Origin of the sequence: Bradyrhizobium sp. SZCCHNR3119, from assembly GCF_032487775.1 — a bacterium.
Classification (GTDB): Bacteria; Pseudomonadota; Alphaproteobacteria; order Rhizobiales; family Xanthobacteraceae; genus Bradyrhizobium.
Genome location: NZ_JAUEUV010000001.1, coordinates 4,158,818 through 4,182,867 on the forward strand (window position 1 = coordinate 4,158,818; position 24,050 = coordinate 4,182,867).

At 64.2% G+C, this 24,050-nt stretch carries 19 protein-coding genes; 14 read left to right on the plus strand and 5 right to left on the minus strand.

What is annotated here, in order from left to right:
- Window positions 1-152 precede the first annotated feature (152 nt).
- From QX034_RS19180 to QX034_RS19195, 4 genes are all read right to left on the minus strand, one after another.
- Window positions 153-686, minus strand: a complete 534-nt coding sequence (locus tag QX034_RS19180) for a DedA family protein (protein ID WP_315700956.1) — start codon at window positions 684-686, stop codon at window positions 153-155.
- A 71-nt stretch (window positions 687-757) separates the two neighbouring features.
- Entirely contained in the window at window positions 758-1,339 is a 582-nt protein-coding gene (locus QX034_RS19185; protein ID WP_315703078.1) for an SAM-dependent methyltransferase, read from the minus strand.
- 526 nt (window positions 1,340-1,865) lie between these two features.
- Window positions 1,866-2,894, minus strand: a complete 1,029-nt coding sequence (locus QX034_RS19190) for a glycosyltransferase family 1 protein (protein WP_316195685.1) — start codon at window positions 2,892-2,894, stop codon at window positions 1,866-1,868.
- Window positions 2,895-2,979: 85 nt separating this feature from the next.
- Complete coding sequence (locus tag QX034_RS19195; protein WP_315700954.1) at window positions 2,980-3,705, minus strand: phosphatase PAP2 family protein; 726 nt, start codon at window positions 3,703-3,705, stop codon at window positions 2,980-2,982.
- Window positions 3,706-3,962: 257 nt separating this feature from the next.
- Here QX034_RS19195 and QX034_RS19200 point away from each other — a divergent pair, with 257 nt between their 5' ends.
- The 13 genes from QX034_RS19200 to recN all read left to right on the plus strand — a co-directional run bounded on the left by QX034_RS19200 (window position 3,963) and on the right by recN (window position 21,238).
- Window positions 3,963-4,637, plus strand: coding sequence for a response regulator transcription factor (locus QX034_RS19200; protein ID WP_315700953.1), 675 nt, complete (start codon window positions 3,963-3,965; stop codon window positions 4,635-4,637).
- On the plus strand, window positions 4,634-6,022 hold the full coding sequence (locus QX034_RS19205; protein ID WP_316165783.1) for a HAMP domain-containing sensor histidine kinase: 1,389 nt from the start codon (window positions 4,634-4,636) through the stop codon (window positions 6,020-6,022). Before QX034_RS19200 ends, QX034_RS19205 begins: the two co-directional genes overlap by 4 nt.
- A 108-nt stretch (window positions 6,023-6,130) precedes the next feature.
- On the plus strand, window positions 6,131-7,282 hold the full coding sequence (gene ftsW, locus QX034_RS19210; RefSeq protein WP_315700951.1) for a putative lipid II flippase FtsW: 1,152 nt from the start codon (window positions 6,131-6,133) through the stop codon (window positions 7,280-7,282).
- A gap of 105 nt (window positions 7,283-7,387) precedes the next feature.
- Window positions 7,388-8,491, plus strand: a complete 1,104-nt coding sequence (gene murG, locus QX034_RS19215) for an undecaprenyldiphospho-muramoylpentapeptide beta-N-acetylglucosaminyltransferase (RefSeq protein WP_315703077.1) — start codon at window positions 7,388-7,390, stop codon at window positions 8,489-8,491.
- Window positions 8,492-8,650: 159 nt separating this feature from the next.
- A complete protein-coding gene (gene murC, locus QX034_RS19220; protein ID WP_316195687.1) occupies window positions 8,651-10,054 on the plus strand; it encodes a UDP-N-acetylmuramate--L-alanine ligase in 1,404 nt (467 codons plus the stop codon).
- A gap of 209 nt (window positions 10,055-10,263) precedes the next feature.
- Window positions 10,264-11,187, plus strand: a complete 924-nt coding sequence (gene murB, locus QX034_RS19225; protein WP_316189982.1) for a UDP-N-acetylmuramate dehydrogenase — start codon at window positions 10,264-10,266, stop codon at window positions 11,185-11,187.
- 67 nt (window positions 11,188-11,254) lie between these two features.
- Window positions 11,255-12,244 (plus strand): D-alanine--D-alanine ligase, encoded by a 990-nt coding sequence (locus QX034_RS19230; protein WP_315700948.1) that lies wholly within the window; start codon window positions 11,255-11,257, stop codon window positions 12,242-12,244.
- A 310-nt stretch (window positions 12,245-12,554) separates the two neighbouring features.
- Complete coding sequence (locus tag QX034_RS19235; protein WP_315700947.1) at window positions 12,555-13,586, plus strand: cell division protein FtsQ/DivIB; 1,032 nt, start codon at window positions 12,555-12,557, stop codon at window positions 13,584-13,586.
- Window positions 13,583-14,902 carry a cell division protein FtsA gene (gene ftsA, locus QX034_RS19240; RefSeq protein ID WP_315700946.1) on the plus strand — a complete coding sequence of 440 codons (1,320 nt, stop codon included), beginning with the start codon at window positions 13,583-13,585 and terminating at the stop codon, window positions 14,900-14,902. The genes QX034_RS19235 and ftsA overlap by 4 nt, the downstream gene beginning before the upstream one ends.
- 87 nt (window positions 14,903-14,989) lie before the next feature.
- Window positions 14,990-16,813, plus strand: a complete 1,824-nt coding sequence (gene ftsZ / locus QX034_RS19245) for a cell division protein FtsZ (protein ID WP_315700945.1) — start codon at window positions 14,990-14,992, stop codon at window positions 16,811-16,813.
- A gap of 346 nt (window positions 16,814-17,159) precedes the next feature.
- Entirely contained in the window at window positions 17,160-18,125 is a 966-nt protein-coding gene (lpxC, locus tag QX034_RS19250) for a UDP-3-O-acyl-N-acetylglucosamine deacetylase (protein WP_315700944.1), read from the plus strand.
- 374 nt (window positions 18,126-18,499) lie between these two features.
- Entirely contained in the window at window positions 18,500-19,384 is an 885-nt protein-coding gene (locus QX034_RS19255) for an outer membrane protein assembly factor BamD (protein ID WP_315700943.1), read from the plus strand.
- Window positions 19,385-19,567: 183 nt separating this feature from the next.
- On the plus strand, window positions 19,568-21,238 hold the full coding sequence (recN, locus tag QX034_RS19260; RefSeq protein ID WP_315700942.1) for a DNA repair protein RecN: 1,671 nt from the start codon (window positions 19,568-19,570) through the stop codon (window positions 21,236-21,238).
- A gap of 117 nt (window positions 21,239-21,355) precedes the next feature.
- On the opposite strand, the gene QX034_RS19265 is transcribed toward recN, so the two are convergent.
- Window positions 21,356-21,643 (minus strand): GIY-YIG nuclease family protein, encoded by a 288-nt coding sequence (locus QX034_RS19265; RefSeq protein ID WP_315700941.1) that lies wholly within the window; start codon window positions 21,641-21,643, stop codon window positions 21,356-21,358.
- A gap of 75 nt (window positions 21,644-21,718) precedes the next feature.
- On the opposite strand from QX034_RS19265, the gene ligA reads away from it, so the two are divergent.
- Complete coding sequence (gene ligA / locus QX034_RS19270) at window positions 21,719-23,872, plus strand: NAD-dependent DNA ligase LigA (RefSeq protein WP_315700940.1); 2,154 nt, start codon at window positions 21,719-21,721, stop codon at window positions 23,870-23,872.
- Window positions 23,873-24,050: the final 178 nt, after the last annotated feature.

Consider the following 24,050-nt stretch of genomic DNA (forward strand, 5'->3'; position numbering starts at 1 on the left):
GCCGACTTCGGTGGCGGACCAGCCTTTGCGAGGAGCCGTGAATGACTGAACAGGGATCGTTGCTTGCGTATGCCCCTGAATCTCAGGGGGCAGGCCGGTCCTGCCACACTGCTCATGACGAATAGAGGTCAATGTCGTTGAGGCACTGCATTTCACTTGGTCATACTTCTGTGGAGCCGCAATCCCAAGAGGATCGTCATCTCAAGTCCGATGAGGGCGATCGAAGCCCAAAAGCCGACATTGACCGGATCATGATTGCTGCCGCGCAGGGCGTATCCGAGCGTCAGGAATGGCGTATTCCACAACAGGATGCCGAGGGCGGTCGCTGCGGTGAAGGAAGCAGGCCGGAGCTTCAGCACGCCGGCCGGCAACGCGAGATAGACACGTGCCACGGGTACGGTCTGCCCCATCAGAGTGACCCAGAACCGGTTTCGGCGATAAGCGCAGGCGAGGCGTCCATAGGCGCGCGAGCTGAGAAAGGCATACTTTCCAAATCGCGCGACAGCCGCCTCGACGCGTTCCTCTCCCAGGACGCGGCCAATCCCGTACCAGCCGATGGAGCTGACAAGAGAGCCGGTCGCCGTGGCCAGGATTGTCATGACGAGGCAGGCTCCGTCGGACGCCGTCATGCCAAGCAGCATTAGCGTGACATAGGATGGGATCATCGGCGCGAATTTTTCTGCCATGGCGATGCAGAACGCCCCCAGGAGCCCGGAGTTTAGGAAGAGCGCGACGGCGTATGAGTCTTGCATCCATATCAACCCGTCGTGACCTGGCGACGCACGATCCGATAAACGGATGCCGGAGGAAAGTTTCGGAATGTCGTGCCGATACAGGTCGCATGAAGGCCCAGCTCGTCGAGGGTAGCGTCTGATACCGAGCAGCGCGGACCGTAAGTGAAGAGAAAGAACGCTCCCTCCGGCCGTAGATAGCCGAACGCTCCCTTGAGGATTGCCGCGATCTTTTGCTGCGGCATGTTCAGGAATCCCAGTCCGCTCACGATCGCGCCGACTGGCGCCCCCTCATATAGCGGCTGCTTGTCCAGCCATGCGGCATCCATCCACAGGACACGTGCGTGGGGAAACCGCATCTGGAGCATACGTGCGAAATCAGAGCCGTATTCGACCAGCGTCAGGTCCCCTTGCCGGACGCCGCGCTCCAGCAGCACATAAGTGAAGGCCCCGGTTCCTGGACCAAGCTCGAGAACGGGACCGGTCTTTGCCGAGATTTCCCTTGTGATCAGCAATGCGAGGGCGCGACCTGAGGGAGCGACGGCCGCGACGCTCCGCGGATTGCGAAGCCACTCTCGAAAGAACGGAAACACGTCAGCGATCGACATGCGCAATCCCCATGGCCATGACGTGTGATACGGCGTGAGTGCCGCACATTATTTTTGAGAGCATTGCGAAAACCCGAGTTGTGGTGAAAATCAAAGTACGGCGCCCGGTCCATGCTTGTGGGGGCGCCGTTTGAGCAATGTCTCATGCGTGCATGTCGGCGGTCTGTCGTGCGCCGATCTTCAAGCGTTTTTTCCCATTCGTAGAATTCTCTGCATGGCTGTTGCCGTGAAGAAATCTTCGTAGGGATTCCCGGATGCCGCGCGAAGTCCGGTGGAGCACGAAGTTCGCCGATGCATATGACGGATAGGAAGACATGGCCGAGACGGTGCCGCACGAACGCACACGTCCTGATAAGGCCGCGCAACAGGCCGCGGTCCTGGCTCGTCGGATTTAAGAGCGGTAATTGAATCGCGGGTTTGTTGGTACTCGTAGGTTTCCTTAGCTTGTGAAAGCTGCTTGCTGAGATGGTGCTCGGACTTCGGATTGCCGGGACTATCGGCGCTATACAGTTCGCGACAGCGGCAGTTAGTCTGTGATGCTACGGAATTCTTCTTTCTGCGATGCGGCCAGGTTGTCGAGGAACTGGCGGGCGCTCTCGCGCCAACGGAAAGTTTCTGCATGCGCCCGCGCTTTCCATCGGGGAATCTCCAAGGCCGATAGACAAGCGCGCCTGAGATCCTGATCGAGCACGCCGGCGCCGGATGTGCCGACGACATCGTGCGGGCCGGCCACCGGAAAGGCCGCCACTGGGAGTCCGCTGGACATTGCTTCGAGCAGCACGAGGCCGAAGGTGTCGGTGAGGCTCGGGAAAACGAAGACGTCGGCGCCTGCATAGACACGTGCCAGGTCGTTGCCGGACCGGCGACCTAGGAAGATCGCGTGGGGATAGGCGACCTCGAGCGCGCGCCGGGCCGGCCCGTCGCCGACCACCACTTTCGTTCCCGGAAGGTCGAGGCCCAGGAAGGCGGGCAGGTTCTTTTCGATCGCGAGCCGGCCTACGTAAAGGAAAACGGGGCCAGGCAACCCGAGACACGCACCCGGTCGTTGACGAAACTGATCGTGGTCGACCCCGCGCGACCATAGCATTAGCCGTTCAAATCCGCGGCACCTCAGATCGTTTTCGATGGATCTCGTTGCCACGAACGTGGCGGCGCCCGCATTGTGAAAGCGCCGTAGCAGAGCGTACGTCCAGCGGGGTGGGATGCGAGTCCGTTTGGCCACGTAGGCCGGGAAGTTGGTATGATAGCTTGTCGTGAAGGGGATGCCCCCCCGAAGACAATGAAGACGCACCGCGAGGCCAAGGGGGCCTTCGGTCGCCAGATGTACAAAGTCGAATGGCTCTGCCTCGACCAGCCGACCTGCCGTCGAGGCTCCGACCAGGGAAAGTCGGATCTCGGGATAAATAGGAAGGCCGATTGTTCTGAAGTTCTGCGGCGTCAAGAAGCGGAACGATGCACCGAACGCTGACGCCGCCGATGCCAGATTTTCCAACGTGCGGACTACGCCGTTGATTTGCGGGTGCCAAGCATCCGTCGCCACCACGACCTTGGTCATGACGCTCTCCGCTCCGCCCCTGCTGTCACATCCGGAGAATCTCGGCCGGTTGGACGATGTCCGAAGCATCGGTCAACGCGAGTCATCATTGCCCGAACCAAATGACGGTCAGCGGATAGCCGGTTACAAAAGCAAAGAACGCGCCGGCAATGACGTCGGTTGGATAGTGGTGGCCCGAGGCGACCCGAGCCCAGGCCATGGCCACCAGCACTCCCGCGCCATAGGCGGCCGAGCCTGGATCGACGTAGAAGGTCGGTACGAGAGTCGCCGTAAGTGTCATGATGTGGCCACTCGGGAAGGAGTGCTCGTCGAGCACGTCCAGTAGAGACGGCACATTGCGGTCGATCTTATAGGGGCGCTGACGGCCGACCCGTCGCTTGAAAGACGGATAGAACGCATGCAGCGTGGCAACGGTGCAGATCGCGATGGCGATAACGTGGAGCGCGCCTTTCCCGAGCCGCGCGAAGACAAAGATCAGAACGATGACATAGATACCGCCGTTCCCCAAGCGACTGAAAGTGATCGCTGAGAATCGAATCGGGCTCGGTCGGGCGCAGATGGAGACCAGCCGAACGAGCGCGAGGTCGATCTGAGCCAATCGGGCAAGGCCCGCCTCGGCGATGTGATGGACGGTCTCATTAGGTCTGGATGTCCATCTTTTTGGGCTCGTTGCTGTCGTTGTCAGGACGGCTTGGCCCCGCGGTTGCGGCTCGTCGACCGGCAGATCAAGGCCGCCAACCGCCCCCGTCTGCCGAATATCCACGGTTGTCGTGTGCTCGACGTTGGGACTGCACGTTTCTTTGGAGAACATTGTGAAAGCCCAATTCTCGGAAAACCCACTACTCGGGAAAGACCCATCGCGCGCGGCGCCTGATTGATTGGCTGTTTGCAACCGCTGTATTGAGCCGTGTATCGTGCGTGCATGTCGGCAGTCTGTCGTGTGTCCATCCACCGGGTATTTCTGGAGAAATCGCGTTTGCGGAGGTTCTTGCAAGGTTGACGCCATGAAGGTGCTCTAGAAAGGCTCCGCGTGAGGCGACCGGGCTTTGAGGTTTAGGAAATTCCCTGATGCGGGTGCTGTTGGTCGAGGATGAGCCCGAGATGGTGTCGGCGCTACGCGCCGCTCTCATGCGCCATGACATGATCGTGGATCACGCCCCCAGCCTCTTTGAGGCCGAGGAGATCGCCGCAGCGTGCAGTTATGACGTCTTGGTTCTGGACCGTCAGTTGCCGGATGGAGATGGCCTGACGTTGATCCCGAAGTTGCGCGCCCAGGGTAACGTTGTGCCAGTGCTTGTCCTCACGGTTCGAGGTGATCTTGCTGACCGTGTCGCAGGGCTCGACCGGGGGGCGGACGATTATCTGGCCAAGCCGTTCGCCTTCGAGGAGTTCCTGGCCCGACTTCGTGCGCTCCTGCGTCGGCCTGCGAACGTGCAATCCGATGTCTTTCGGGTCGGACGCCTGTCGTTTGATTTCATGAACCGTGAGGCCAGCATCGAGGGCCGCGTCATCGACCTGACGCGGCGCGAAATCCTGGTTCTGGAAGCGCTGCTCCGCCGCATGGGACGCATGGTGCCGCGATCATCGTTGATGGACGCTGTGTTCGCGCTGGACGACGAGGTTCAACCCAATGCGCTCGATACCCAGGTGTCGCGACTACGCCGCAAGCTTGCGGATGCTGACAGTGGCGTGATCATCAACGGAGTGCGCGGCGTCGGCTATCTCTTGCGGGAGATGTCATGAACTGGTGGCATCCCCGTTCGCTGAAATGGCAGCTTGTCGTGCGCCTTGCCGTGATGCAGGCGGCGATGCTGGGACTACTTGGCGTGCTCGTTCTCGTCGTCCTCGGCGCGATGTGGCGAAGCGGGGTCCTGGGGGACGACTATGAAGGTACCGCGATCGACGTCCTCACCGAGGCCGTGGGACGCAACGCCGATGGTGAATTGGTCCTGCGCCCGACGTCCGATCTCGCCCGTCTACGGTCGGAGAATGCCGATCTCTGGTTTATCGTGCGCGACGGTCAGGGGCATCGGCTGTCGGAAGGAATCGTGCCGGCAGACTTGGCCCAGATCGCCAATGCACTCGATCAGATCGGTGAAGCTCGCCTGGGGCAGGGGCGCGGAGAGGCCGTTCCGCCGGCGGCTATCGTGAGATGGGTTGATACGGCCGCAGGCAAGGTCCAGATGCTGACGGCGGCGAAGGGCCGCGTTTCGGTGCGCAAGGTCATCGCCACCGCGCAGCCCTTGTTTCTCAACGTCGTCTTGCCGATCATCGGGCTTATGACGCTTGCGACTCTCCTCGTAACCCCGTTCGTGGTCCGACGCGCCATGGCTGGATTGGGGCGAGCGGCCGACGAGGCGAAACGAATCGATATCGATCGCAGCGGCGTGCGATTAACCATGGATGACGTCCCGATCGAGGTCGTCTCCCTCGTGAGAGCTGTCAATGATGCCCTCGGTCGTCTCGACAAGGGATATGAGGGGCATAAGCGCTTCCTTGCTGACGCTGCCCATGAGCTTCGAACCCCGATTGCGATCCTGACGGCGCGCGTATCCTCGCTTCCGCCCGGCCCCGAGAAGATACGCCTGCTTGAAGACACTACCCGGCTCACCGTCTTGACCGGGCAACTCCTCGACCTTCAGCGCCTCGATCAACAAGGCCTGCAGTCTGCCCCGGTGGATCTCGTCGGTGTCGCTGAGCGTGTCGTCCTCGACTTGGCGCCGCTCGCCTTCGCTGCCGGCTATGAGATGACCTTTGAAGCGGAGATCGAGCATGTCATGGTCGAGGGAGACCAGACCGCGCTGGACCGGGCCCTGACCAACCTCGTGCAGAACGCCATCGACCACGGGGGCCGGGGTGGCACGATCACGGTCCGTGTGGCTCGTGCTGGATGGATCGAGGTTTGCGACGAAGGAAATGGCATTCCTTCTACCGATCACCATCAGGTCTTCGAGCCGTTTTACCGCCTCAGACAAGGTGGCCGCGGTGCAGGCCTCGGTCTCGATCTCGTCCAAAAGATCATGCGCCTCCATGGCGGTCATGCCGAAATTGTCGTCGGGCCGTCCAAGGGTGCTTGTCTGAGAATGGTGTTTCCGTGGGCCGATGCCGCACTCAACGCTGGGACATAGAGGGAGGGCGACGCGCCTGCTTGCCACCCGACGTAAGGAATTTCCTTAACCTTTCGGAAACCATCATGGGCGACCAATGAGGGCCGCCTTTGGCCGAAGGGACCACCCATGCTCTCCCGTGAAGAACGCAATCCGCTGTCGGACTGGTGGTGGACGGTGGATCGACCGCTGCTCGGTGCGATCATCGGGCTGATGCTGTGCGGGGTCATCCTGTCGCTGGCCGCAAGTCCTCCGGTCGCGACCCGCATCGGGCTCGATCCGTTCCATTTCTTCAATCGGCACGTGCTGTTCCTGCTGCCGTCCTTCGTCGTGCTGATCGGCGTCTCCTTCCTGTCGCCGCGGCAGATCCGGCGCAGCGCGCTGGTCATCCTGCTGATCAGCCTTGCGCTGATCGTGGTGACGCTGGCGATCGGACCCGAAGTGAAGGGATCGCGCCGATGGATCACGCTGCTCGGCGTCAACATCCAGGCCTCCGAAGCGGCCAAGCCGGCCTTCGTCGTGGTCGCGGCCTGGCTGTTCTCGGAATCGGCGCGGCGGCCGGATATGCCGGCCACCTCGATCGCGCTGGTGCTGCTGCTGACGCTGGTTTCACTTTTGGTCATGGAGCCGGACTTCGGCCAGACCATGCTGGTCCTGATGGTGTGGGGCGCACTGTTCTTCATCGCGGGCATGCGGATGATCTGGGTCGCCGGCCTTGCCGGCGCCGCCGCCGCCGGGCTGTTCGGCGCTTATCTGTTCGTCCCGCATGTCGCCGGCCGCATCAAGCGCTTCATGAACCCGGCTTCCGGCGACACCTTCCAGGTCGACACCGCAATGGAAGCATTTTCGAACGGCGGCTGGTTCGGGCTTGGGCCGGGTGAAGGCATCGCCAAGCGCAGCCTGCCCGACAGTCATACCGACTTCGTGTTCGCGGTCGCGGCCGAGGAGTTCGGCATCGTGCTGTGCCTCGCCCTGGTCGCATTGTTCGCATTCATTGTCATTCGCACGCTGTCGCGCGCCTATGCGACCGAGGATGGCTTTGCGCGCTTTGGCGCCTCGGGGCTTGCGATCCTGATGGGCGTGCAGGCGGCGATCAACATCTCGGTCAATCTGCAACTGATTCCGGCCAAGGGCATGACCCTGCCGTTCATTTCTTATGGCGGCTCGTCGATGGTCTCGCTGGCCTATGGGGTCGGCATGATGCTGGCGCTGACGCGACAGCGGCCGCGCATGGAGATCGAGGCCACCGACGCCGCCGGGGCTGCGCGCAGCTACGCCTAGCCGGCGCCCTGCGAGCGAAGCCATGCAGTGCAAGCCCTGAGCTCCCGGATTTGCTTCGTCGCTCCGCGCCTCGCAATGGCGACTCTTTGTGTGTAAAGAGGGGCCATCATGACCACTGCGCCTCTCATCCTGCTGGCCGCCGGCGGCACCGGCGGCCATCTGTTTCCCGCCGAAGCGCTCGGCGTCGAATTGATCAAGCGCGGCCTTCGCGTCCGCCTCGTCACCGACATGCGCGCGCAGCGCTATAGCGGCCTGTTCACCAAGGACATGATCGACGTGGTGCCGAGCGAGACGGTGCGCGGCCGCTCGCCGCTGGCGTTGGCGCGCACCGCGTTGATGCTGGGGACCGGAACGCTCGCGGCGTTCAGGCTGATGCGCCGCCTGAAGCCAGTGGCCGTGGTGGGCTTCGGCGGTTATCCGACGGTGCCGCCGCTCGTCGCGGCACGGCTCGCCGGGGTGCCCGGCATCATCCACGACGCCAATGCGGTGCTCGGCCGCGCCAACCGCCTGCTGTCCTCTTACGTCAAAGCGATCGCAACCTCGCTGCCCGGCGTGCTCGATCGCGATCCGGCACTTGCGCCCAAGACCACCACCGTCGGCACGCCGATGCGGCCGGCGATCCTGGAAGCGGCGGCAGTCGGCTACACCGCGCCGGCGGCATCCGGACCGTTTCGGCTGCTCGTCGTCGGCGGCAGCCAGGGCGCGCGGGTGATGAGCGACATCGTCCCCGGCGCGATCGAGCGGCTGGAGCCGGCGCTCTGGGGACGGCTGGTGCTGACCCAGCAGGTCCGGCCGGAGGATATGGCGCGGGTGCGGGCGGTCTATGACAGGCTTAAGATCCAAGCCGAACTCGCGCCGTTCTTCACCGATCTGCCGGCGCGGCTCGCTGCCAATCACCTGGTGATCTCGCGCTCGGGCGCCGGCACCGTGGCCGAGCTCGCCGCTATCGGCCGGCCTGCGATCCTGGTGCCGTTGCCCGGCGCGATCGATCAGGACCAGTTCGCCAATGCCGGGGTGTTGTCGCAGGCGGGGGGCGCGATGCGTATCGTGCAGACCGAGTTCACGCCGGACCGCCTGGCCTCGGAAATCTCGGCGCTCGCAGCCGAGCCGGCGCGCTTGGCTGCCATGGCGCAGGCGGCGCGCGGGGCCGGACGGCTCGATGCGGCGGAACGGCTGGCCGATCTGGTGGTCAAAATCGCCGGAATTTAGGCCCGCGGCACTGAAATATTCCCTTGTCACGCCCCGCGAAGGCGGGGCATCCAGTGTTTCGACGTGGCTGATTTGGTCTGCTTGGCAGACCGCCGCCCGGACATTCAATCGTCCGCCGGTGCGGCGATGACGCAAGGACGATGACGCAAGGACTTGGCCATGAGACTGCCGCGCGAGATCGGACCCATTCACTTCGTCGGGATCGGCGGCATCGGCATGAGCGGCATCGCCGAGGTGCTCTGCAATCTCGGCTATACGGTGCAGGGCTCGGATGCGGCCGACAACGCCAATGTCGCGCGGCTGCGGGAGAAGGGCATCACCGTCAACGTCGGCCACAAGGCGGAGAACATCGCCGGCGCTGACGTGGTCGTGGTTTCGACCGCGATCAAGCGCGACAATCCGGAATTGATGGCGGCGCGCGCACAGCGCATCCCGGTGGTACGGCGCGCGGAAATGCTGGCGGAACTGATGCGGCTGAAGAGCTGCGTCGCGATCGCCGGCACCCACGGCAAGACCACGACCACCTCGATGGTCGCGGCGCTGCTCGATGCCGGCGGCCTCGATCCGACCGTGATCAATGGCGGCATCATCAACGCCTACGGCACCAATGCGCGACTTGGCGCGGGCGACTGGATGGTGGTCGAGGCCGACGAAAGCGACGGCACCTTCCTGAAGCTGCCCGCCGATGTCGCGATCGTCACCAATGTCGATCCTGAGCATCTCGATCACTTCAAGACCTTCGACGCGGTGCAGGACGCGTTCCGCGCCTTCGTCGAGAACGTGCCGTTCTATGGCTTTGCGGTGATGTGCATCGATCATCCGGTGGTGCAGGCTCTCGTCGGCAAGATCGAGGACCGCCGCATCATCACCTACGGCCAGAACCCGCAGGCCGATGCGCGGCTGGTCGATCTGACGCCGGCAAGCGGCGGCTCGCGATTCACGGTCGTCTTCCGCGATCGCAAGACCGGGGCGACCCACGAAATCTCCGACATCGAGCTGCCGATGCCGGGCCGTCACAACGCCTCGAACGCGACCGCCGCGATCGCAGTCGCCCATCAGCTCGGCATCTCCGATGAAGCCATCCGCAAGGCGATCGCCGGCTTCGGCGGCGTCAAGCGCCGTTTTACCCGGACCGGCGAGTGGAACGGTGTCACCGTCATTGACGATTACGGCCATCATCCGGTGGAGATCGCCGCGGTACTCAAGGCGGCGCGCGAATCCACCAGCGGCCGGATCATCGCGGTGGTGCAGCCGCACCGCTACACCCGCCTGCAATCGCTGTTCGAGGAGTTCTGCACCTGCTTCAACGACGCCGATGCCGTCGTGGTCGCCGAGGTCTATCCGGCCGGCGAGGCGCCGATCGAGGGCATCAACCGCGATCACTTCGTGCTCGGCCTGCGCGCACATGGCCATCGCGATGTGGTGCCGCTGCCGAAGCCCGCCGATCTCGCCGGCATCGTCAAGAGCTTGGCGAAGACAGGCGATCTCGTCGTCTGCTTGGGAGCCGGCAACATCACGCAGTGGGCCTACGCGCTGCCCGGCGAATTGAAGGCTCTGGGGTAAATAAATATGAGCGTGGTGAGCTCCGAACTCACGGCAAGGCAAACTACTCTGTTCTCTCCCCCCTTGTGGGGGAGAGCTAGAGAGGGGGGTGTCACAAACGCAGGTGCTTGTGGCTTACCCCCCTCCCTGACCCTCCCCCACAAGGGGGGAGGGAACGGAGAGAGCGTGCCGGGCCTGACCCGATCGGGTTGCGTACTAAGAGGCGGGCATTGACCCTTCCCGACATCACGCCCGAGCTGAAAGCCGCCATGCCGCAGCTCCGCGGCCGGCTGCTCGCCAACGAGCCGCTGGCGCCGCTCACCTGGTTTCGTGTCGGCGGACCGGCGCAGGTGCTGTTCACGCCGGCCGACGCCGGCGACCTCGCCTACTTTCTGAAACACCTGCCGGCCGAGCTGCCTGTCTATGTGATCGGCGTCGGCTCCAACCTGATCGTACGCGACGGCGGCGTCCCCGGGGTGGTGATCCGGCTCGCAGCCCGCGCGTTCGGAGATGTCAAAACCGAGGGCGACATCGTCACCGCGGGCACGGCAGCGCTGGACAAGCGTGTTGCCGAGGCGGCGGCCGCCGCCAATCTGTCCGGGCTCGAGTTCCTGTTCGGCATTCCCGGCACGATCGGCGGCGCGCTACGCATGAATGCCGGCGCCAATGGCGGCGAGACCAAGGACGTTTTGGTCGAGGCGACGGCGCTGGACCGCCAGGGCAACGCCCATCGCTTCAGCAATGCCGACATGAAGTTCAGCTATCGGTCGAGCGGCACGGATCCGGCGCTGATCTTCACGTCGGCGCGCTTCCGCGGCAAGCCTGCCGCGCCCGAGGCGATCCGCGCCCGGATGGCGGAGGTGCAGGCCCATCGCGAGACCGCGCAGCCGATCCGCGAGAAGACCGGCGGCTCGACCTTCAAGAATCCACCCGGCCACAGCGCCTGGAAGCTGATCGATGCGGCCGGCTGCCGAGGCCTCAAGGTCGGCGGCGCGCAGGTCTCCGAAATGCACTGCAACTTCCTGATCAATACCGGCACCGCAACCGGCCACGATATCGAGGCGCTCGGCGAGACCGTGCGTGAGCGGGTGAAGGCGAGTTCGGGAATTGAATTGCAGTGGGAGATCAAGCGCATTGGAATCAACGCGAGCTAATTCGCCTGCTTGAAGAATTGTCATGGCGTCTGAGAGCCCAGCCTGAGATCAACCCGGGAACGTATTGATGCGCATCACGATTCTGTTCGGCGGCTCCAACAAGGAGCGGCTCGTCTCGGTGGCGAGCGCGCAGGCGCTGCACGTAGCGCTCCCCGAGGCTGATCTCTGGTTCTGGGACGCCGACGATACGGTGCATGAGGCCAGTAGCAAGGCGCTGACCTTCCACACCAAGCCGTTCGAAGAGCCGTTCAAGGCCGATGGCGGGAAACTCGGCGGCCTCGCCGAGGCGCTCGACCGCGCCAAGGCCGAAGATCGCGTGCTGGTGCTCGGTCTACATGGCGGTCGCGCCGAGAACGGCGAGCTTCAAGTCATGTGCGAGATGCGGGGTATCCCGTTTACGGGCTCGGGCTCGGCGTCATCGCATCTCGCCTTCGACAAGATCGCGGCCAAACGCTTCGCCGTGCTCGGCGGCGTCCGCGCCGCGGAAGGCGTGGTGCTCGACGATGCGGAAGCTGCGCTGGCGAGGTATGGCAGGCTGATCGCCAAACCGGTGAAGGACGGCTCGAGCTATGGGTTGATCTTCGTCAACGCGAAGCAGGATCTCGTCGCGGTCCGCACCGCGGCCGAAGCCGAGGATTATCTGATCGAGCCATTCGTCTCCGGTGCCGAAGCAACCTGCGCCGTGCTCGAGCAGCTCGACGGCTCGCTGATCGCGCTGCCGCCGATCGAGATCGTGCCGGCGGAAGGTGCCTTCAATTATTTTGCGAAATACCTCGCCAAGACCACGCAGGAGATCTGTCCAGGCCGTTTCAGTCCCGATGTCACGGCGGCGATCCAGGCCGAGGCGATCAAGGCGCACCGCGCATTGTCCTGCGGGGGATATTCGCGGACCGACTTCATCGTCTCGGCCGATGGCCCGGTCTATCTCGAGACCAATACCTTGCCGGGGCTCACCGCCGCCTCGCTCTATCCGAAAGCGCTGAACGCGCAGGGGATTGCCTTCGTGGAATTCCTGCATCAGCAGATTGCGCTCGCCGAGCGTCGCGTCCGCAAGTAGCGGCGGTCGTTTGACCGGGGGAACCCGCCCGGGTTCCGGCCCGCGAGTTCCAACGGTCCGTAAAATACTTAAGAATCCGGCTCAAGGTGCTCATAAATCGGAGAAAAAATACGTCTCCCCGGATCGGCTTTACCTTTTGTTTACCAGGACGTCCGAAGGTTAACGCTGGCGATCCAGCGGTGCTCGGCCGCCGGTCCGCGCTGTCGTGACGATCTGCATGGCGATCGAGATCAGCGCTCCGGCCGGTTCGAGCCGCGAGGGTCGGGGCCCGCAACGTATCTGTGGGCATAACAGTTGATGAGCTCGTGCAATGGATGGTGCAGGACGCCTCGCTCGATCGCAGAGGCCTCAAGCTGACCTGAAGGCCGCTGCCCTTGGCGCGGCGATCTTGCTGCGCGAGTATCTGTCCGCCCAGTTCATCCGCCTCAAATCTGCGCGCCGGTCCGCGCACATTGCTGCCAACTCAGCGAGGCCCGTTCCGCTCGCGCCGCTGGTCGAGCGCGAGGCGCCGCCGCGCATCGTGGAGCTGGTCGAACGCTATCTGCCCCGCCGTGTCGGTTCCACCATGACGGTGGCGTTGCTGTTCGGCAGCGTCTGGCTCGGCATCGTCAAGGGCGGACACGCCGAGGAGTTCAGCACCGCCTTCAGCGATGCGCGCAACGCGCTCGCCAATTCGGTCGGCTTCCGCATCACCGCGGTCGCGATCAACGGCCGCAAGCAATTGACCCAGGACGAGGTGCTCGCGGTGGGCGGCGTGACCGGCCGTTCCTCGCTGTTGTTCCTGGATGCCGCCGCCGTGCGTGACCGGCTCAAGTCCAATCCCTGGATCGCCGATGCGACCGTGCAGAAATTCTTTCCGAACCAGCTGCGGATCGACATCGTCGAGCGCAAGGCGTTCGCCTTGTGGCAGGAGAACGGGCGGCTGTCCGTCATCGCCGATGACGGCGCCGTGCTCGAACCCTATGTGTCGCGCCCGTTCCTGACCCTGCCGCTCGTGGTCGGCAAGGGCGCCGAGAGTCATGCCCGCGATTTCCTGGCGCTGCTTGCGCGCTACCCGCAGGTGCGCGCGGTGACCAAGGCGGCCGTCTTCGTCGGCGAGCGCCGCTGGAACCTGCGCACCAAGGACGGGCTCGACATCCGCCTGCCGGAGTACGACGTCGGCAATGCGCTGGCCGCGCTCTCCCAGCTGGATCAGGAGGATCATCTGTTCTCGCGCGATATCGTCGCGATCGACATGCGCCTGCCGGACCGGCTCATGGTGCAATTGTCCGATGATGCGGCGAAGGCGCGCGAAGAGCTGTTCAAGGACAAGAAGTCCAAGAAGAAAGCCGGTGACGCATGACCGGCTTCGATCGCCAGACCCCGAAGACCCGTCCGATGTCGCAGAAGCGGACTGCGCTGGTGGCCTCGCTCGACGTCGGCACCAGCAAGATCGCCTGCATGATCGCACGGCTCAGGCCGGCGCCGCCGAGCGACGCGCTGCGGGGCCGCAGTCATGCGGTGGAACTGATCGGCTACAGCCAGATCCAGTCCCGCGGCGTCAAGGCGGGCGCCGTCGTCGATCCGGTCGCGTGCGAGCAGGCGGTGCGTCAGGCGGTGGCGCTTGCCGAACGCATGGCGAAGGTGAGAGTCGAATCCGTGTTGTTGCCGGTGGCGGGTGGCCGGCTCATGGGGCACCTGATCGAAGCGACGTCCGACATTCGCGGCGGCGCCGTGACCCAGGCCGATGTCAGCCGGGTGACCTCGACCGGCATGCATCATGCGACGGGCGAGGGCCGTGCAGTGCTGCACGCGCTGCCCGTCGGCTACACGCTGGATGGCGTGAAGGGCATCCGTGATCCCAGGGGCATGCTGGCGCGCCAGTTCGGCGTCGACATGAATGTCGTGACCAGCGATGCCACGGTCGCCAAGAACCTGATGCTGGTTGTCGAGCGCTGCCATCTCAATGTCGAGGCCATGGCTGCGAGCCCGTATGTTGCCGGATTGTCGGTCTTGACCGATGACGAGGCCGATCTCGGCGCGGCCGTGGTCGAAATGGGCGCGGGCACCACGACGATCGCGATCTTTTCCGGCGGTCGATTCATCCACGCCTCCGGATTTGCGCTCGGCGGGTACCACGTGACCATGGATCTTGCGCGCGGACTATCAGCGTGCATTGCGGATGCCGAGCGAATCAAGACGTTATATGGCACGGTGCTGACCGGCGGGTCTGACGCGCGTGAGTTGATGTCTGTTCCGACGGCCGGGGACAATGAGCGGGATCTCCCGCAGATCGTGTCCCGCGCCACCATCGCGAATATTGTCAGGCACCGCGCCGAGGAGATTTTTGAAATGGTCCGGGACCGGCTGAAGGATTCTCCCTTTGCGGCAGAGCCCAAGGCCCGTGTCGTTCTGAGCGGCGGGGCTTCGCAACTGACCGGCCTTGTCGAACTCGGCAGTCGGATTCTCGGCCGCCCCGTGCGGGTCGGCCGTCCGCTCGGCTTTGGCCGCCTGCCGAACGAAGCCAAGAACGCCGCCTTTGCTGTGCCCACCGGGCTCCTGGTCTATCCGCAATACGCGCACCTCGAACATGTCGAACCGCGGCATACGCGGCAGCTTGGAACAGGGACCGACGGCTATTTCGGAAAGGTCGGACGATGGCTACGCGAGGGCTTCTGATGAATTTTTTCCGCCCCATGCGATTTTCACCAACACCCGCGGCCGGCGGCCGTGGCGAACCCACGCGCGCGTGATCGAGAGGCAACCATGGCACTCACTATTACACCTCCTGATATCCATGAGCTGAAGCCGCGGATTACTGTGTTCGGCGTCGGTGGCGCGGGCGGCAACGCCGTCAACAACATGATCACCGCAGGCCTGCAGGGTGTCGACTTCGTCGTCGCCAACACCGATGCCCAGGCACTGACGATGTCGAAGGCGCAGCGCATCATCCAGATGGGCACGCAGGTGACGCAAGGGTTGGGCGCCGGTTCGCAGCCCGATGTCGGCGCGGCTGCCGCACAAGAGGTGATCGACGAGATCCGCGACCACCTTTCTGGCGCCAACATGGTGTTCGTCACCGCCGGCATGGGGGGCGGAACGGGCACCGGCGCAGCACCGGTGATCGCCAAGACCGCGCGCGAAATGGGCATCCTCACCGTGGGCGTCGTCACCAAGCCGTTCCACTTCGAAGGCCAGCGCCGCATGCGCACGGCGGAATCGGGCATCGGGGAACTGCACAAGGTCGTCGATACGCTGCTGATCATCCCGAACCAGAATCTGTTCCGGGTGGCCAACGAGAAGACCACCTTCGCCGACGCCTTCGCGATGGCCGACCAGGTGCTCTATTCGGGCGTGGCCTGCATCACCGACCTGATGGTCAAGGAAGGCCTGATCAACCTCGACTTCGCCGACGTCAGAGCGGTGATGAGGGAGATGGGCAAGGCGATGATGGGCACTGGCGAAGCCTCCGGCGAGAAGCGCGCGCTCACCGCCGCCGAAGCTGCGATCGCCAACCCCTTGATCGACGATTCCTCGATGAAGGGCGCCAGGGGGCTCTTGATCTCGATCACCGGCGGCAAGGACCTCACCTTGTTCGAGGTGGACGAGGCCGCGACCCGCATCCGCGAGGAGGTTGACCAGGACGCCAACATCATCGTCGGCGCCACCTTCGACGAATCGCTCGACGGGCTGATTCGGGTCTCCGTGGTCGCGACCGGCATCGAGCAGGCGCAGTTCAACCGCGGCGTGGCGCCGCCTTCTGCGCCGGTGCAGCCAGCCGTCGCGCCGGCTCCGTCGGTTGCGATGGGCGCCCCGGAGAGCCGGCTCGCCGATCTCACGGCGCGGTTGCGCGCCGACAATCAGCGCCTCGCCGATCGCGCGGCCAAGCTCGAAGCCCAGGCGGCGCAGATGGCGCCCGCAGCCCCGGCACCGGTCGCGCCGGCGCCTCGCCCGGCACCGAATCTCGAACGCGATACGCTGGCGGCCGTTGCCGCGGCGATGGCGAGCGAGCCCGCCGCCGCGGCTCCTGTACATCCGGCCTCCTACGGTGACGTGACCGTGCGTCCGATCGCTCAGAAGCCGTCGCTATTCCCGGAGCCCGAGACCATGCGCGCCGCACCGGTGGAACCGGCGGCGCCTCCGGAGACCTTCATCCCGCAGGCCGCCGAACGGTTGCCGGTCCGGGCCCCGCGGATGCCGAAATTCGAGGACCTGCCGATGCCGGCCCAGGCCGAGATTCGCCAGGCGCGGGGTGACGAGGCCGACGAGCATCCGCAGAAGTCCCGGATGTCGCTGTTGCAGCGGCTGGCCAATGTCGGTCTCGGCCGTCGCGATGAGGAGAGCGAGGCTCCGGTCGCTGGCCGTGGGGCAGGACCGGCCATGCCGGTGATGCCGCCGCTGCCCGAGCGCAAGCCGCAGCAGCGCACGGTGGCCCAGCAGGTCGCAGCCCACGAGCCGGTTTCGGAATATGCTCGTCGTCCGGCGCCGCAAGGTCTGGACATTCACGGCCGCCCCGCACCTGTGTCGCCGGCGCCACAGGGCGACGATCATTTGGATATCCCGGCCTTCCTCCGCCGGCAGGCAACCTGAGAATTGTTACAGCCCTGGCTGTGGAAAAGAGGCCCGGCTCGCAAGAGCCGGGCCTCTTCGCTTGGAGGGACCGAACACTCGGCGTCGTTCAAGCGGCTGATTTTAAATGATTAATTATTCTTTCGGTGCTGTGATAGGGGCCATGGAGGGTAAAGGGCGCGTTCCAATTTGGTTAAGCCTTGGCGCGAATACGGCGGAGATAGGGTAACAATCCGTAAAGAAGCGTGAGTTGGCGCCCTTCGGAGCCCGTGATTAAGGTTTGGCGTGACTTGGGGAATACCTGACATTGAGTCGGCGCGAAGTAGCTGCCAGCCCGGTGTTAAGGTGGGGTCTTGGGCGATAGTCGATGAAATTCAGCCGGCAAACCACGCTTCGTTCGCAGGCCACCGTCACCGGTGTTGGTGTCCATTCCGGGGCGCCCGTGAGCTTGACTGTTGGGCCTGCGCCGATCGATGCAGGCCTTGTTTTTGTCCGCACCGGTCTCGATGGCGCCGACCGAGAGGTGAGGGCCACCGCTGGCTCGGTGATCGCCACCGAATTTGCAACGGTCCTCGGCGACTCCGAAGGTCCGCTGGTTTCCACCGCTGAACATGTGCTGGCCGCGCTGCGCGGCATGGGCGTCGACAACGCCACCATCGAGATCGACGGTCCCGAAGTTCCGATCATGGACGGCTCGGCAGCGCCCTTCGTTGCGGCGATCGAGCAGGCGGGCGTTGTTTCGCAGTCGGCGGCACGCCGCTTCATCCAGGTCCTCAAGCCGGTGCAGGTCGCGATCGGCGCTTGTTCCGGCGAGCTCCGTCCGAATGCGACCGGATTCCGGGTCGAGGTTGAGATCGACTTCACCAATCCGGTGATCGGCCGCCAAGCCTACCAATTCGATCTCAATCCGGAGCGTTTCCGCCGCGAGATCGCCCGCGCCCGCACCTTCGGCTGCATGAGCGACGTAGCGAAGCTCTGGAGCGCCGGCTTCGCGCTGGGGTCGTCCTTCGAGAACACCGTCGTGTTCGATGAGGAGCGGCTCCTGAACCCAGAAGGGCTGCGCTACGCCGATGAATGCGCCCGTCACAAGGTGCTGGATGCCCTCGGCGACCTCGCACTCGCTGGCCTGCCGCTGCTTGGGACTTACCGTTCGGTGCGCGGGGGCCATAAGCTCAATCACGCGGTGCTGACCGCGCTGCTTGCCGACCGCACGGCCTGGCGGGTGGTCGAAGGCGAGCCGGCGGTGCGGCGTCCGCGCGTTGCGACCGAGGTCGCGGTGGGTGGAATGGTCGGCGGCATGATCGCTCCGGCTTACGGCCCGGACGTGTCCTGACGGGACGCCTCGATTCGCGGCTTGGCAGAGCCGGCTCACCCGAGTGAGTCTCTGATGACTGCTCGTTTCGCCCGGCGAGTCCTCCACGGGATTTTCGTTGCCGATGATTGCCGGGCGCGAGCGGGCTGCCGGGAGCGCCAAACTTCATAGGCTTTCCAGGGCTTTGCCAGGTAACCATGTGGACGGGTGCGTCCCGATGCCGCCTTAATCCGGGCGAAATGCCTGCCTATGCGGTTGGTTAACAAGGGCGTTTCGGCTAAAGAGGCGATGGCTGCACGGCAGGCGCCTGGACAAGCCCTGACCGGCGTTCATGATCGTAAAGTTCATGACGCGCGGCACACACCGGATCACAGGCGTCAGGTTCTGAGAAGCTCATGTCGACACAGCGTCTTCCGCACGAACTCTGCACCCCATTAGCCGGCCGCATCAGGCTGGCTGCATCGCTGATTGTGCTCGCACTGCCCTTGAGCGGATGCGGCACCGGCGGACTGTGGGACAAGTTCCTGGCCAAGGACGACACCTTCGTCGATGAGCCGGCGGACAAGCTCTATAATCAGGGCTTGTACATGATGAACGAGAAGAAGGATCCCAAGGGCGCGGTCAAGAAGTTCGAGGAAGTCGACCGTGAGCATCCTTATTCCGACTGGGCCCGCAAATCGCTTTTGATGTCCGCCTATGCCTCGTATCAGGCCGGCGATTATGATGGCTGCATCGGTTCGGCGACGCGCTACGTAACGCTGCATCCGGGCAGCCCGGACGCGGCCTATGCGCAATATCTGATCGCGGCCTCGCATTACGACCAGATCCCGGACATCAGCCGAGATCAGGGGCGCACCGAAAAGGCGATCGCAGCGCTGGACGAGGTGGTTCGCAAATATCCGACCTCCGAATATGCGGTCAGCGCCAAGGCCAAGCTGGAGGGCGCGCGTGACCAGCTCGCCGGCAAGGAAATGGATATCGGCCGCTACTATATGCAAAAGCGCGACTACACGGCGGCCATCAACCGGTTCAAGACCGTGGTTACGCAATATCAGACCACCCGTCACGTCGAGGAAGCGCTGTTTCGGCTGACCGAGGCCTACATGGCGATCGGCATCGTCGGCGAGGCGCAGACCGCGGCTGCCGTGCTCGGGCACAATTTTCCGGACAGCAAATGGTACAAAGACGCCTATGATCTCGTGAAGAACGGCGGCGTGGAGCCGGAAGAGAACAAAGGCTCCTACATCTCCAAGGCCTTCAAGAAGCTGGGCCTGGGCTGAACCCGGCGCGTCTCGATCGAGACGCTGCGTATTGGGCGCCCCTCCGGCCGCTCGCGGGCGAGGCTGAATGCGAGAGCGCCGTCCGGCCTCCGCGGAGGTGTGTTCTTGTTTTGTTCTACGAATCCTGCTAGCATTTGAGTCGATCGCTTCAGGGCTCTCGCCCTCAACGAGGACTCAACTGCCATGCTGGCGCGTTTGTCGATCCGTGACATTGTTCTGATCGAGCGGCTTGATATCGAGTTTTCGCAAGGGCTTGCGGTGCTGACCGGAGAGACCGGCGCCGGCAAGTCGATCCTGCTCGACGCCTTTGCGCTGGCGCTGGGTGGTCGAGGCGATGCGAGCCTCGTCCGCCAGGGCGCCGAACAGGGCCAGGTGACGGCCGTGTTCGAGGTGGCCAAGAACCATCCTGCAGCGAAGATATTGGCGGATAACGGCCTTGAGGACGACGGCGAGATGATCCTGCGCCGCGTCCAGTTCGGTGACGGCCGGACCCGGGCCTTCATCAACGACCAGTCCGTCAGCGTGCAGACCCTGAAGGCGGTCGGCGCGGCGCTGGTCGAGATCCATGGCCAGCACGACGAGCGGGCGCTGGTCGATGCCGCCACCCACCGCCGCCTGCTCGACGCCTTTGCAGGGCTGGAGAAAGACGTCGCGGCGGTCGAACTGCTTTGGGCGGCCCGGCGCAGCGCGGGCGCGGCGCTGGAGGCACATCGCGCCGGCATGGAGCGTGCCGCCCGCGAGGCCGATTATCTGCGCCATGCCTCGGACGAACTGAGGGCGTTGGCGCCAAAAGACGGCGAGGAGACCCAGCTTGCCGCGCGCCGCACCGCGATGATGCAGGGCGAGAAGATCGCTTCCGATCTGCGCGACGCCCAGGAAGCTGTCGGTGGCAACCAGTCGCCGATCGCCAGTCTTTCGGCTGCCGTGCGGCGCTTGGAGCGGCGGGCCGGCAGCTCGCCGGCCCTGATCGAGCCGGCCGTGAAGGCCATCGATGCCGCAATCAACGCGCTGGAGGAGGCTGACCAGCATCTGACGGCTGCGCTTGCCGCGACGGACTTCGATCCGCTGGAGCTGGAGCGCATCGAAGAGCGGCTGTTCGCGCTGCGTGCGGCTTCGCGCAAATACTCCACGCCGGTCGATGGTCTTGCGGCGCTCGCGGCGAAATATGCCGCCGACGTCGTGCTGATCGATGCCGGCGCCGAGCAGCTGAAGAAGCTGGAAGCCGCAGCCGCCGATGCCGGTTCGCGCTACGCCGCAGCGGCTGCAAAACTCTCGGCGGCGCGCAGCAAGGTTGCCGAGAAGCTCAATAGGGCCGTCAACGCCGAGCTCGCGCCGCTCAAGCTCGAACGCGCCAAGTTCATGACCCAGGTCGAGGCCGATGCCGAGATGCCGGGACCGCAGGGGATCGATCGCGTCGAGTTCTGGGTGCAAACCAATCCGGGCACCAGGCCAGGGCCGATGATGAAAGTGGCATCGGGCGGCGAGCTGTCGCGGTTCCTGCTGGCGTTGAAGGTGGTGCTGTCCGATCGCGGCTCGGCGCCGACCCTGGTGTTCGACGAGATCGATACCGGAGTGGGCGGCGCGGTGGCCGATGCGATCGGCGCCCGCCTGGCGCGGCTGGCCGGCCAAGTCCAGGTGATGGCGGTGACCCACGCGCCGCAGGTCGCAGCCCGTGCCGACCAGCATCTGTTGATCTCCAAAGCTGCGCTCGACAAGGGCAAGCGCGTTGCCACGCGCGTCAATGCCCTGCCGGCCGAGCACCGCCGCGAGGAGATCGCGCGCATGCTCGCCGGCGCCGAGATTACCGCCGAGGCCCGCGCCGCGGCGGCACGGTTGCTCGAGATGGCGGCTTAATTGCTGCTCAGTCGATGGTGCGACTTGCTACGTCATTCCGGGGCGATGCGAAGCATCGAACCCGGAATCTCGAGATTCCGGATTCGGTCCTGCGAACCGCTCCGGAATGACGGTTCTTTAACGGCAGATCGTCTCGTATAGGTCTTTCCACTCCGGATTGCCGGCCTCGATCAACTTCACCTTCCAGTCCCGCTTCCACTTCTTCAGCTCTTTCTCCCTGGCAATCGTGGAGATCGGATCCTCGTAGATCTCGAACCAAACGAGCCGTGTGATATTGTACCTAGACGTAAATCCCGGTACGGCCTTCTGCTGGTGTTCATAAACTCTGCGCACAAGGTCGTTGGTGACGCCGACATAGATTGCCCCATCCTTTCGGCTCGCGAAAATGTACACAGAGTAGGCCATAGGATCATGCCCATCATCTCTAGATTCCGGGTTCGATGCTTCGCATCGCCCCGGAATGACGGACTGTAGTAAGCAATGGCCAGAGCAGCAAAAGCAAGGAAGCCCGTCGACGTCGCCGATCTCACCAAGGCGCAGGCCAAGGTGGAATGGAAGCGGCTCGCGCTGGAGCTCGCGACCCACGACCGGCTCTACTATCAGGAAGACGCGCCGAAGATCTCGGATGCCGAGTATGACGCGCTGCGTCAGCGCTTCAACGCGATCGAAAAGCGTTTCCCGGAATTCGTTACGCCCGAATCGCCGTCGCAGAAGGTCGGCGCCGCGCCGTCCGGCCGCTTCAAGAAGGTGCGTCATGCGGTGCCGATGCTGTCGCTCGACAACGCCTTTGCCGAGGAGGACGTGCGCGACTTCGTCGGCCGCATCGTTCGCTTTCTGAAGCTCGCGGACGACAAGATCGACTTCTCCGCCGAGCCGAAGATCGATGGCCTCTCGATGTCCCTGCGCTATGAGGGCGGCGAACTCGTCACTGCGGCGACACGCGGCGATGGTGCGGAAGGCGAGGACGTCACCGCCAACATCCGCACACTCAAGGATGTGCCGCACAAGCTGCATGGCCGAAAGATCCCCGAGATCTGCGAGGTGCGCGGCGAGGTCTACATGACCAAGCAGGCGTTCCTGGCGCTGAACGAGCGGCAGAAGGCGGCAGGCGACACGGTGTTCGCCAATCCGCGCAATTCGGCCGCTGGGTCATTGCGGCAGAAAGACCCTGCCATCACGGCGTCGCGCCCCTTGGGGTTCTTCGCCTATGCCTGGGGCGAGATGAGCGCGGGCGCAATGCCTGCGGACACGCAGAGCGGCATGATCAAATGGTTCGAGCATTGCGGCTTTACGACCAATCCGCTGACACGGCTGTGTCATTCGGTCGAGGAACTGCTCGCGTTCCATCGTTCGATCGAGGAGCAGCGCGCTGAGCTCGACTACGACATCGACGGCGTGGTCTACAAGGTTGACCGCATCGATTGGCAGGAGCGGCTCGGCTTCGTGTCGCGCACGCCGCGCTGGGGCATCGCGCACAAGTTTCCGGCCGAACGCGCCATGACGGTGCTGAAGGACATCGAGATCCAGGTCGGCCGCACCGGCTCGTTCACGCCGGTCGGCAAGCTGGAGCCGGTCGGGGTCGGTGGCGTCATCGTGCAGAACGTCACCCTGCACAATGAGGACTACATCAAGGGCATCGGCAACAAGGGCGAGGTGTTGCGCGAGGGGCGCGATATCAGGATCGGCGACACGGTCGTGATCCAGCGCGCCGGCGACGTCATCCCGCAGGTGGTGGACGTCATCATCGACAAACGCCCGAAGGACGCCAAGGAATTCCATTTCCCGAAGAAGTGCCCGTGTCCCTTGCATACCGATGTGGTGCGCGAGGAGACTGCGACTGGTGAAGAAGGTTCGCGCGCGCGCTGCACCGGCGAGTTCGCCTGTCCGTTCCAGAAGATCCAGCATCTGCTGCTGTTCGTCTCGCGGCGCGCCTTCGACATCGACGGCCTCGGCGAGAAGCAGATCGAGTATTTCTTCGCGCAAGGCTGGGTGAAGGAGCCGGCCGAGATTTTCACCCTTGCCGCCCGCAACGCGAAACTGAAGCTGGAAGAGATCGAGGGGTACGGCGAGACCTCGGTGCGCAATCTGTTCAACGCGATCGAGGCGCGCCGCAACATCCCGCTCGAGCGCTTCATCTACGCGCTCGGCATGCGCCATGTCGGCGAGACCACGGCTTTGGCGCTGGCCCGCGGCTATGGCTCGTGGGAGGCCTTCCACGAAGCCTGCCTGAAGGTCGCTCACGGCGACGAGGAGGCGATCGCCGAGATGGATGCGCTGGACCAGATCGGCGATACCGTGATCAAGAGCATCGCCGCCTATTTCGGCGAGAGTCACAACCGCGGCATCGTCGAGCGCCTGACCGGGCAGGTCACGATCCAGGATGCGGAGAAGCCGAAGCGCAATTCGGCGATCGCCGGCAAGACCGTGGTGTTCACCGGCTCGCTGGAGAAGATGACGCGCGACGAGGCCAAAGCCACAGCCGAGCGACTTGGTGCGAAGGCGGCAAGCTCGGTGTCGAAGAAGACCGACTATGTGGTGGCGGGGCCCGGCGCCGGCTCGAAGCTCGCGGAAGCCGAGAAGCACGGCGTGCGGGTCTTGACCGAGGACGAGTGGCTGAAGCTGATCGGGGAGTAGCGTTTGTTGCTTTCGCCATCGTGGCCGACCCACGTTCCACGCTCCGCTGTCGTTACCCGCGAAGGCGGGTGACCCAGTATCCCAGAGCCAGTGATTGTTCAACTGATAGACCGCGGCGTACTGGATGCCCCGCCTGCGCGGGGCATGCCGACCTTGTGCTCGGGCGTGCAGCTTCGCT

What these genes read in the sequence shown, in the direction of transcription:
- recN (WP_315700942.1), top strand. Translation starts at nt 19,568, where the DNA reads ATGCTGGCGCGTTTGTCGATCCGTGACATTGTTCTGATCGAGCGGCTT.
- lpxC (WP_315700944.1), top strand. Translation starts at nt 17,160, where the DNA reads ATGAAATTCAGCCGGCAAACCACGCTTCGTTCGCAGGCCACCGTCACC.
- ligA (WP_315700940.1), top strand. Translation starts at nt 21,719, where the DNA reads ATGGCCAGAGCAGCAAAAGCAAGGAAGCCCGTCGACGTCGCCGATCTC.
- QX034_RS19230 (WP_315700948.1), top strand. Translation starts at nt 11,255, where the DNA reads ATGCGCATCACGATTCTGTTCGGCGGCTCCAACAAGGAGCGGCTCGTC.
- QX034_RS19255 (WP_315700943.1), top strand. Translation starts at nt 18,500, where the DNA reads ATGTCGACACAGCGTCTTCCGCACGAACTCTGCACCCCATTAGCCGGC.
- QX034_RS19190 (WP_316195685.1), bottom strand. Translation starts at nt 2,894, where the DNA reads ATGACCAAGGTCGTGGTGGCGACGGATGCTTGGCACCCGCAAATCAAC.
- QX034_RS19185 (WP_315703078.1), bottom strand. Translation starts at nt 1,339, where the DNA reads ATGTCGATCGCTGACGTGTTTCCGTTCTTTCGAGAGTGGCTTCGCAAT.
- QX034_RS19265 (WP_315700941.1), bottom strand. Translation starts at nt 21,643, where the DNA reads ATGGCCTACTCTGTGTACATTTTCGCGAGCCGAAAGGATGGGGCAATC.
- ftsW (WP_315700951.1), top strand. Translation starts at nt 6,131, where the DNA reads ATGCTCTCCCGTGAAGAACGCAATCCGCTGTCGGACTGGTGGTGGACG.
- QX034_RS19200 (WP_315700953.1), top strand. Translation starts at nt 3,963, where the DNA reads ATGCGGGTGCTGTTGGTCGAGGATGAGCCCGAGATGGTGTCGGCGCTA.
- ftsZ (WP_315700945.1), top strand. Translation starts at nt 14,990, where the DNA reads ATGGCACTCACTATTACACCTCCTGATATCCATGAGCTGAAGCCGCGG.
- ftsA (WP_315700946.1), top strand. Translation starts at nt 13,583, where the DNA reads ATGACCGGCTTCGATCGCCAGACCCCGAAGACCCGTCCGATGTCGCAG.
- QX034_RS19180 (WP_315700956.1), bottom strand. Translation starts at nt 686, where the DNA reads ATGGCAGAAAAATTCGCGCCGATGATCCCATCCTATGTCACGCTAATG.
- QX034_RS19235 (WP_315700947.1), top strand. Translation starts at nt 12,555, where the DNA reads ATGGATGGTGCAGGACGCCTCGCTCGATCGCAGAGGCCTCAAGCTGAC.
- QX034_RS19195 (WP_315700954.1), bottom strand. Translation starts at nt 3,705, where the DNA reads ATGTTCTCCAAAGAAACGTGCAGTCCCAACGTCGAGCACACGACAACC.
- QX034_RS19205 (WP_316165783.1), top strand. Translation starts at nt 4,634, where the DNA reads ATGAACTGGTGGCATCCCCGTTCGCTGAAATGGCAGCTTGTCGTGCGC.
- murC (WP_316195687.1), top strand. Translation starts at nt 8,651, where the DNA reads ATGAGACTGCCGCGCGAGATCGGACCCATTCACTTCGTCGGGATCGGC.